The organism is Aliinostoc sp. HNIBRCY26 (genome assembly GCF_050235535.1).
GTDB lineage: Bacteria > Cyanobacteriota > Cyanobacteriia > Cyanobacteriales > Nostocaceae > Trichormus.
This window is the reverse complement of record NZ_CP189852.1, coordinates 1,402,379-1,413,267: the sequence shown is the minus strand read 5'-3', so window position 1 is coordinate 1,413,267 and position 10,889 is coordinate 1,402,379. Positions and strand designations below refer to the sequence as shown.

At 41.4% G+C, this 10,889-nt stretch carries 3 protein-coding genes; all 3 read right to left on the bottom strand.

The window, feature by feature from the left end; all coding sequences use genetic code 11:
• Positions 1 to 53: 53 nt before the first annotated feature.
• Positions 54 to 434 carry a nuclear transport factor 2 family protein gene (locus ACQFX9_RS05955; protein ID WP_427161137.1) on the bottom strand — a complete coding sequence of 127 codons (381 nt, stop codon included), beginning with the start codon at positions 432 to 434 and terminating at the stop codon, positions 54 to 56.
• A gap of 54 nt (positions 435 to 488) precedes the next feature.
• Positions 489 to 3,695: an amino acid adenylation domain-containing protein gene (locus tag ACQFX9_RS05950; RefSeq protein WP_427161136.1), complete on the bottom strand. Its 3,207-nt coding sequence runs from the start codon at positions 3,693 to 3,695 to the stop codon at positions 489 to 491.
• A gap of 101 nt (positions 3,696 to 3,796) precedes the next feature.
• Positions 3,797 to 10,561 carry an amino acid adenylation domain-containing protein gene (locus tag ACQFX9_RS05945; RefSeq protein ID WP_427161135.1) on the bottom strand — a complete coding sequence of 2,255 codons (6,765 nt, stop codon included), beginning with the start codon at positions 10,559 to 10,561 and terminating at the stop codon, positions 3,797 to 3,799.
• Positions 10,562 to 10,889: the final 328 nt, after the last annotated feature.

Here is a 10,889-nt window from a genome sequence, read left to right as displayed (position 1 = left end):
GAACAAAGAGATTATTATAAGTAAGTTAGAATGTCGAAGATATTGTATATAACTTATACTGCGGGTCTAAAAAAATAGCTGCGTCGAGTTTTAAATTTACCATTTTCAAACGAATAGACATCCGCGAAACGCTCATTAATTTTTGACCCATTTTTATGGATACCAATAAAATTGCCCCAGCAAGCACCATAATTATTATCAACTGCAATATATTCAATGTGATGTTTTCCAGAGGCAATAATTCTCTCATACTGATAAAATTTGAGTAATTTATCAAGCCCAATAAAGGGCTGATAACCAGGACGTTCGTAAATAATATTGTCGTCAAAGCAATTTTTAAGTAAATTCCAATCCGAGGAATCAACGGCAGAAAATAAAGTAACTATCAATTCCTTTTTGTCGGCAACATTCGATAAGGTAATAGTCTGTGACATATTCTTCATCCTGGGAATTTTGCATTTGTGATATTAAATCGCTAAAACTATTTATCAAAACATTAACTGCTGTGTCACCTCCTCTTCTGATAACTGATCTACCTCTGCCAAAATTCTTGCTAAATCGTCATTTTCTGCTTGCTCAATTTGCTGTTCCATGACTTTTTGAGCAAGTTCAGCAATAGTAGGATTGTCAAACAAATAACGCAAAGGGAAATCTAAATTAAAAACTTCCCTTAAGCGAGAAATAACTTGAGTAGCTAGTAAAGAATGTCCCCCCAACTCAAAAAAGTTATCGTGAACTCCTACCTGTTGTAATTGCAGAACTTCAGTCCAAATCGTGGCTAATTCTTTTTCAATTGGTGTGCTAGGAGCAATAAAATCAATCTCTAGATTTCTTTGGGTTTGATCAGGAAGAGGTAAAGCACGGCGGTTAACTTTACCGTTAGGAGTTAGGGGTAGTGCTTCCAGAAATACGAAAGCAGTAGGAATCATATAATCTGGAAGCTTTCCCTTGAGGAAATTTCGTAAACTCTTAGGAGTTGGTGTATTAATTTGCGCTACTGAATAAGCTACTAATAATTTCTTACCTGGTTCATCTTCCCGCACCGTCACTACAACTTGCTGAATGTCGAGATGCTGAATCAAAACAGCCTCAATTTCTGTTAATTCAATGCGAAAACCACGAATTTTGACTTGTGTGTCAATTCGTCCAATGAATTCTAAATTTCCATCAGGTAAACGACGGACTAAATCACCTGTTTTGTAAAGTGTATCTTCTAAAATGAAAGGATTGGGAATAAATCGTTCACTAGTTAATTTTGGTTGATTTAAGTAACCTCTAGCAACACTTGCTCCACCCACATACAGTTCACCGACTACACCAACTGGAACTCTATGTAAATTTTCATCTAGGATGTAAGTTGTGCGATCGCCAATGGGTTTACCAATAGGAATAGAACTGAGATTTTCAGATAGTTGTTGAGGAATGGGATAACAACAGGTAAATACTGTACATTCCGAAGGCCCATAACCATTAATTATTTGAGTTTCTGGTAGTAGTTTTAAGGCGCGACGGACATGATCTACAGACAAAGATTCTCCACCTATCAGCAGTTGTTTAACACCTAATAAACTTTGGGGTATTTGGTCAATGATTAGATTGAACAAGGCGGAAGTTAACCAAAGGGTGTTAACTTTTTGTTCTTGAATAATTTGGCTTAAACTTTCTGGTGTAGGAATCTTTTCGGGATACAGTACACAGCGTCCACCATACAGCAGTGGTGTCCACATTTCTAAAGTGAGTCCATCCCAAGAAATGGATGAATGTTGTAGCCAAACCAGGTTTTCATCAAGGTGAATATAATCAACTCCAAACATAAAACCGATGAAGCTACGATGAGCAACTTCTGTACCTTTTGGTGTGCCTGTTGAGCCGGAGGTATAAATAATATATGCTAAATTTTCTGGAGTGACTTCACTGACTAAATTATCCTGTGGATATTGAGCGATATTTTCCCCATCTGTATCAAAATCCACTAAAGTTTGATGATTAATGGGGAGTCTATTTTTTAAATGAGTCTGAGTTAATAAGATGGGTGTTTGTGTATCTCCGATTATTAAAGATAGTCTTTCAGTCGGATAACCTGGATCTATTGGTACATAAACTCCACCAGCTTTGAGAATGGCGAGTATCCCGATAACCATTTCTAAGGAACGCTCAACACAAATTCCCACCCTGACTTCTGGTTTAACCCCCAATGATTTTAAATAATGAGCTAATTGATTAGCGCGGTGATTTAATTCTCGATAAGTTAAATTTTTTTGTTTATATGTAAGTGCTACTACATCAGGTGTTTTGTCTACTTGTTCTTCAAATAAAACATGAAGACATCTGTAATTAAGAGAATCTCCTGTTTGATGATTCTCTAGCTGAATTAATTGTGCTTCTTCTTCTACACTGAGTAATGATAATTGAGCAATTTTTTGTTGTATATTAGCTGCTATGTTTATGAGTAATGTTTGGAAATGCCCAATCATTCGGTTAATTGTTTGCCCATCAAAGCAGCTAGTATCGTAAACAAACCTGCCAGCTAATTGGGCAGCAGGATTAATTACTAAAGTCAGAGGATAATTAGTGCGTTCAAAACAACTAATCAGCTTAATTTCTAAAGTTTTTTGGGTTGATTCTTCAGAATCTATTGGATAATTTTCAAATACTAAAAGACTATCAAAAAGTGACATTCCTGGGGCAATCTCACTCATTTTTTGAATTTCTGCTAGGGAACAATAAGCATATTGTTCTTGTTCTAATGCTTGGGTTTGTAATTGCTTGATCCAGGTTAATAATGCTGTCTTGGCTGTAATTTTTAATCGGATTGGTAAGGTATTAATTAATAGCCCTACCATTGAATCTACTTTTTCTAGAGTTGCGGGACGACCGGATACAGTTGCACCAAAAACTACATCATTTTCCCCACTGTAGCGAGAAATTAATAATCCCCATGCGCCCTGTACTAAATTATTCAAAGTTAAATGGTGCTGTCGCGCCACAGATTGCAATTTTTCAGTTTCCGTTGGGGATAATTGAAAATGTTGCTCCTGATATATTCCGCTTTTTGTGTTCCTTCCCAATAAACTAGGAACTTCTAAACCTTGAAGAGTTTTGAGCCAAAAGTTTTTTGCTTGCTCAATATCTTGTTGCTGTAACCACTCAATATATTCTCGATAGGGGCGAACTCCAGGGAGGCGTAAATCTTCACCTCGCTGACTAGCTTCATATAAAGCTAAGACTTCTTTGAGGACAATTTGCATTGACCAGCCATCAAAAAGAATGTGATGATGACTCCAAATAAATTGGTGGGTTTGTTCTCCTAATTGAATGATGGTAAAGCGCATCAGGGGGGCTTGATTGAGAGTAAATCCCTTTTGGCGATCGCTTTTTAACCACTCTTCTAACTGCTGCTGTTGTTCATCAGGTGCGAAATTCCGCCAATCCAACTTCTCCCAAGGAAGATCCACCTGCTTACTCACCACTTGCAAGGGTTTTTCTATCTCTTCCCAATAAAAGGAACTGCGTAACACTGAATGTCTCGCCACAACCTGTTCCCAAGCTGTTTGAAACGCCGGAAAATTCAACTCCCCAGAGAGTATACAAACTAACTGCTCAAAATAAACTTCTGACTCTGGTGCATAAAGGGTATGAAATAACATCCCTTGTTGCATCGGTGAAAGTTCATAAAGGTCTTCGATATTTTGCATTATTACCTCTGGATAGGTGACAGGTTACAGGTGACAGTGAAAGAAGTTAGGGGAGCATGGTGCAGGGGAAAGGGTGAGAATGTAACTTCTTCTCTGTTCCCTTATTTCTTTTTGCTAATTTTGGTGAGGAATTTGTCTAGTTGTTTTTGGTTGAGTTTGGCAGCAGAAAAGTCTGACGGGGTATAGCTTTGAGATTCTTTTAATTGACAGTGAACGATGAGATTCTTCAAGGATTCTATAAATCCTGAAGCTAATCGTTCAATGGTGTCTCGTTTGTGAATTTTCTCGCTATAAGCCCAAGTCATTTCCAGTTTTCCTGCACGAATAAAACCACTTATTCCTAACAGGTGAGAGCGTGTATTGAGTAAGCTTTGTTCTGATTTGAATTCTTGGGCTGCACCCAAGTTTTCAGATGCTTTCAATACTTGGTCAAATTGTCCCAGGTAGTTAAAACTAACTTGTGCTACGGGTAGAGACTGTAATTTTTCGCGGATGGTGGTGTTTGCGTGCAAATATCGCAATCCGCCATAACCGATTCCTCTGTGGGGAATTTGTCGGAGTTGTTCTTTGACTGACTTTAAAGCCTCTCCTAAATCTTTATTGTGTTTGAGTTGTAACCCGACGGGAAATAAGGTGGTAAACCAACCAACAGTCCGGGACAAATCTACATCTTCAAATAAATCTTCTCGTCCATGTCCTTCTAAATCAATTAATAAAGAACTTTCGCCTGTCCACTGGGCAAAACTTTGTACTAAAGCTGTTAGGAGTACATCATTAATTTGAGTGTTATAAGCAGAGGGTACATCTTGTAACAGGGTGCGGGTTTGTTCCTCATTTAAAGCCAGTGACACAGATGCAGTTGCGGCGACGGTGTTATTTTCGTTACTAGATGGATAGTCCACTGGTAAGGATTTCACGGGAATATTAGATTGATTCAGCCAGTAATCCAACTGTTTGACGGCTTCGGTTTGGGTGTATGCTGTTAAGCGATCGCTCCAATATTGCCAGGATGTTGTCTTAGCTGGTAGTTTAATCGCTTCACCCCGGCTAATTTGTTGGTAAGCAATAGCTAAATCTTCCAGTAAAATTCGCCAGGAAACTCCGTCAACGGCTAAGTGATGGATGATGCAGAGTAAACGACTGGGGCGCGTGCTTCCTAATTGGAATAAGGCGAATTGTGCGATTTTTCCGGTAGTTAAATCTAAACTAGCTTGGAGTTCAGCGTCTTGAGCTTTGATAGCAGCATCTTGTTCTGCTGGTGCAAGATGTGATAAATCAAAGTTGCTTAGTGGTACAGTTTCCTGGGAGGTGTGGGTTTGCTCCCAAGTTTCACCTTGCTGCACAAACCGCAGACGTAAAGCATCGTGATGTAATAACAGTTGTTCGATTACCTGCTGTAATAACTCAGGTTGTACATCTGTTGGTACTTCTAGTAATGCTGACTGGTTAAAGTAATTGGGTTGGGATAATTTCTGCTCGAAAAACCACTGTTGAATCGGTGTTAATCCTACATCACCCGTGACTAACCCCTGTTCAGCATTGATTTGGCGAGTGATACCCGCTACAGTGGCTAACTCAGCAATGGTTTGATATTTAAATAGCTGTTTAGCTGCAATTTGGATACCCGCCTGATTAGCTTTGGAAACTAGCTGAATACTGAGAATTGAGTCGCCACCCAGTTCAAAATAGTTATCGTGAATGCCAACATTTTCTATTCTGAGAACTTCTGACCAAATCGCCACTAATTTTTCTTCTATGAGTGTGCGGGGTGCTGCAAATTTATCTTCCGCGCTGCGAGAAAAATCAGGTGTTGGTAAAGCGCGATAATCTACCTTTTGGTTAGGAGTCATCGGAATGCTTTCCAGCAACATAAACACCGCCGGAATCATGTAATTCGGCAGTTTTTGCTTGAGGAAATCGCGCATTTCATCCACGGAACCTAACCCCCTAGCCCCCTTCCCTATAAGGGAAGGGTGAATATCTGAAGCCTCTCTCCTGGTAGGGGAGAGGTTTGGAGAGGGGTCTTGCGGTACAACATAAGCCACAAGCCGCTTTTGTCCGGGAAGTTCTTCATGAGCAATTACCACAGCTTGCGACACTTGGGGATGTTGTCTTAATACCGCCTCAATTTCGCCCAACTCTATGCGGAAGCCACGAATTTTCACTTGGTTGTCAACTCGTCCCAGGTATTCTAGATTGCCATCTTTCCGCAATCTGACTAAATCGCCGGTTTTGTAGAGTTTTACAGGTGTGGGGGTGGAATTTGTCTGGTTTTTCGCGTTATTCGCAAGACCTAACCCCCTAGCCCCCTTCCCTGCGAGGGAAGGGGGAACATCTGAAGCCTCTCTCCTTGCAGGGGAGAGGTTTGGAGAGGGGTTTTCCAGATCCGATGAAATTGTCAAAATGTTGATGAATTTCTCAGATGTGAGTTCAGGACGTTGCCAATAGCCTCTTGCTAGTCCTGCGCCACCAATATGCAGTTCTCCGGGGACTCCTATGGGTAGGGGTTGCAGATATTGGTCTAAAACATAAAGTTGAGCATTGCTAATTGGTTTACCAATGCTGACGGAGGTTAATTCTGGGGTGAGGCGTTCCAGGGTGGTGACGACTGTGGCTTCTGTTGGGCCGTAGGTGTTAAATAATTGGGGTGATGGCTCAAGATGAGTAACGCTACTGTGCCAACGTTGCACTTTTTCTAGTTGGGCTGCTTCACCACCGATAATTACAGTCCGCAAACTGGCGGAAATGCGCGAGTCTTGGGGTTGCAGTTCTGCGACTAATTGATGCCAATACGCTGTCGGTAAATCCAACACGGTCAACTGTGATTTTTGGCAACACCGCCAAAAGTCATCACTAGAGTTGAGCATGGCCTCGGTGCGTAAAACTAAGTTTGCACCGACACACAGACAAGGGAAAATTTCTTCAATGGATGTATCAAAGCAAACTGAGGCAAATTGCAACACTTTATCTTGAGCATTGATACCATACTCATCAATGGCAGTGAGGACAAAGTTTTGCAATGAGCGATGTTCAATCATTACGCCCTTGGGTTTACCCGTAGAGCCAGAGGTATAAATAATGTAGGCTAGGTGATTTAGTTGCACATCACTAACTGGGTTAGCTGTGCTGTGGGTGGCTATTAATTGCCAATCTGTGTCTAAACAAATTGTTTTGCCTGTATAACCTGCTAATTTATCTTGGAATCGCGCTTGTGTGAGTACAATACCAAGCTGGGTATCTGTGACAATTTCAGTGATGCGTTCTTGGGGATAAGCAGGGTCGAGGGGAACGTAAGCACCACCAGCTTTGAGAATTCCCAGTAAGCCCGCAATCATATCCAAGGAACGCTCAACACACAGACCTACTAAGGTTTCTGACTTAACTCCCAAACTTTGCAGATAGTGGGCGATTTGGTTGGCGCGATCGCTCAATTCGCGGTAAGTTAATTTCTGCCCATCTTGTTCTACAGCTACAGCATCGGGTGTTAACTCTACTTGCTGCTCAAATAACTTATAGATACACTCTTTCTGTGTATATTCACGGTGTTTTTGCGTCCATTCCCCTAGTAATTTCTTCTGAGATGGTGTGACCAGAGGTATTTGCCCAATTTGCTGTTCTGGGTTAGCCAGCATCTCCATAAGTACCTGTTGATACTGCTCTAACATCTCTTGCATGGTGTCAGCATCAAACAGATCGCTGTTATATTCCAAAACTAAGGTAATTCCTTTAGCTCCAGTTTTCGCGCCGTGCTGTACGCTTTGTTCAAACCGTGGAATAACCAGGAAGTCAATATCAAACTTCGCAGATTTGTTACTCGCTGGTTCATGTAAGAAGAAGTCAAAGCCAGGGAACTTCAAATACGGCTTGGCGGAGTTATGGAAACTGAACATCACCTGAAACAGAGGATTATGGCTCAGGTTACGGACTGGTCTAATCGCTTCTACAACTTTATCGAAGGGTACGTCTTCGTTGGCGTAAGCTTCCATTGTCACTTGGCGCACACGGTCGAGTAATTCCCGAACTGTGGGATTACCTGATACATCGGTGCGTAACACCAAGTTATTGACAATCATCCCCATAATCTGCTCGATTTGGTGTATCCGGCGATTCGCAACCGCAGAGCCGATAAAAATATCGTCTTGTCCTATGTATCGATGCAACAGGATGATGAAAGCTTCCAGCATCGTCATAAATAAGGTTGCACCTTCTTGATGACTGAAAACTCTCAGTTCTTCACACAAATCGACAGGTAATTCCATCCTGACGTGATCGCCATTATAAGTTTGTTCTTTGGGGCGTGGGCGATCGTAAGGTAATTCCAACAACGGCGGAATTCCTGCTAATTTTTCTTCCCAATAAGCTAATTGAGCTTGCGCTTCTGGAGTTTTCGCCCATTCTCTTTGCCAAGTGGCAAAATCCGCAAACTGATAACTTAATTCTGGTAGTGGAGAAGGTTTACCCGCCGAGAAAGCTTCATACAGTGCTACCAACTCACCCAAAAAGACGTTAAAAGACCAGCCGTCATGCGCCATGTGATGCTCAACATGAGTCAATATATATTCCTGGTCGCTCAACTGAAATACAGCCCATTGAACTATAGGTAGTTGTGTCAGGTCTAGGTGTGTGAGAACTTCTACTTCTACTAACTTTTGGGCTTCTATTTCCCTCTCAGCTTCAGGAATTGACCGCAGGTCAACGAATCTAAAAGCGGCTCCTGGATGGGGGTGAATTACTTGATAGAGGCGACCATTCACTTCCTGATAATTTGTACGGAAGATTTCATGACGCTTAACAATCTCATCTAAGGAACGTTGTAGTGCTGTAATATCCAAGACACCTTTAATTTCCATCGTGGCTTGGAATTGGTAAGCACTATTTTCTGGTGCTAATTTATGGACGAAGTAAATGCGCTCTTGCGAAAAGGAAACTGGTACAAGTCCTTCATGGGAAATGCGTTGGATGACAGGACGTTGCCATTGTGATTCTTCCCCGCCTTGGGCTATGAGTTGAGCTACAGCAGCAATGGTAGGATTGGCGAATATCTGAGTAAAAGATATGTGAACCCCGAAAACTTCCCGCACACGAGACAGCATCTGGGTCACAATCAGGGAATGACCACCCAAACAGAAAAAGTTATCATTGATTCCTACTACATCGAGTCCCAATAATTCCGCCCAGATAGCGGCTAACTTCTCTTCAATTGGGTTACGAGGTGCGACAAAAGCTTCTTCTAAATCAGGGCGTGTCCGCGCTGGGGCTGGGAGACTGCGGCGGTCTACCTTACCATTCGGTGTCAAAGGTAAGGAGTCAAGCATCATCAAAGCTGCTGGCACCATATAGGTAGGCAACTTTTCTTCTAGAAAGCGTTTTATGGTTGTGGCGTTGACTTCTGATTCTGGCTGAGGAACAACATAACCAACCAGCCGCTTATCACCAGGAACATCTTCGCGGACAATTACCACCGCTTGTTGTATATCTGGGTGTTGATATAAAACTGCTTCGACTTCTCCTAATTCAATGCGGAAGCCGCGAATCTTCACTTGATTATCGACTCGCCCCACAAACTCAATATTACCGTCTGGTAAATAACGCCCTAAATCTCCGGTTTTATATAATCTAGTTTCTCCTACCTCTGCCAACTGATGCAGAATAAATCGTTCTTCAGTTAACTCTGGACGGTTGAGGTAGCCTCTGGCTAAACCATCACCACCAATGTAAATTTCCCCAGGAGTACCAATAGGAACAGGTTTTAGTTGGGAGTCTAATATATATATTTGTGTATTGGATATGGGGCGACCAATGGGTAAAGTTGTAGCCCCCTCTGGAACATCCTCAACTTGATACCAACAAGAGAATGTTGTATTTTCAGTTGGGCCATAAACGTGCAGTAAATGCTGTGGTGCGCCATTGTCTAGCACCGTTTTCACAGACTTGGGATCTACAGCCTCGCCACCAAATAGCAAGTAGCGCAAGTCTTGAAATGTTTGGGGTGCAAGATTAGCTAATTGATTAAATAAAGCAGTAGTTAAAAATAATACATTAATTTTATGCTCCCGGATGTAGGCGGCAAAATCTAGGGGTGAGAGCAGAACATTCTGAGGAACACCAACTAAGGTCGCTCCATGCAGCAGTGAACCCCAAATCTCAAAGGTGGCTGCATCGAAGGAAGTGTTCGAGGCTTGGGCTGTGCGTTCAGCAGAGGTAAACTGCACATAATTGGTGTTGCATACGAGCCGATTTACAGCCCGATGGGGGACAGCAACGCCTTTGGGTGTGCCTGTGGAACCGGATGTATAAATTACATAAGCCAGATTTTCTGAGGTGACATCACTATGAGGATTATTTTGGCTTTGAACGTCAATTAATTCTCTATCCGCATCCAAAAAGACGGTCTTTACATTACTTGCAGCAAATTGACCAACAAACTTTTGCTGAGTTAACAGTAATGACGCGTGTGAGTCTGACAACATGAAAGACAGACGGTTTTGGGGATATGTCGGGTCTAACGGTAAGTATGCACCACCAGCCTTGAGGATTCCTAAGAGTCCGATGATCATTTCTAGGGAACGCTCAAGACAAATCCCGACTAATACGTCTGGTTTTACACCCAAAGATTGTAAATAATGAGCTAATTGGTTAGCTCGGTGATTCAACTCTTGATAAGTAAGTTGTTGACCTTCAAAGGCGATCGCAATATTATCTGGTGTTTTTTCTACTTGGGCAACAAATAATTCTTGTATACACAAATGTTGATGATAATCTACGGATGTATTATTCCATTCCACCAAGATTTGATGTAGTTCTTGTGTTGTTAAATTAGCGAAATTCTCAACATTCATAGTAGATTCAGTCAGCATTTCTTCCATGTTTTTCGTATAGAAAAATAAAAAATAACAGCAATCACTAAATATATACGAGCTTATTGATAAGGATTATTCTTTTGGTGGATACATATCATATAATTTACGTTCATATGTTTATATTGTTAAAAAATTTTCTCAACCTGGAGAACAACGTTGGCAAAAAATGCGATCACCAAATAAATACTATAGAAATGGCCTTTGAGAGATTAATCTAATGACATCAAACTCAGAGGCCATTTTGGCGTTTGGCAAGACTACGTATGATTTCGCGCTTACGGTATGCACTGCGGCATTAAAACCTGTTCCAAACTTCTGAAAAACCTCTATTTAG

What these genes read in the sequence shown, in the direction of transcription:
- ACQFX9_RS05955 (WP_427161137.1), bottom strand. Translation starts at nt 434, where the DNA reads ATGTCACAGACTATTACCTTATCGAATGTTGCCGACAAAAAGGAATTG.
- ACQFX9_RS05950 (WP_427161136.1), bottom strand. Translation starts at nt 3,695, where the DNA reads ATGCAAAATATCGAAGACCTTTATGAACTTTCACCGATGCAACAAGGG.
- ACQFX9_RS05945 (WP_427161135.1), bottom strand. Translation starts at nt 10,561, where the DNA reads ATGGAAGAAATGCTGACTGAATCTACTATGAATGTTGAGAATTTCGCT.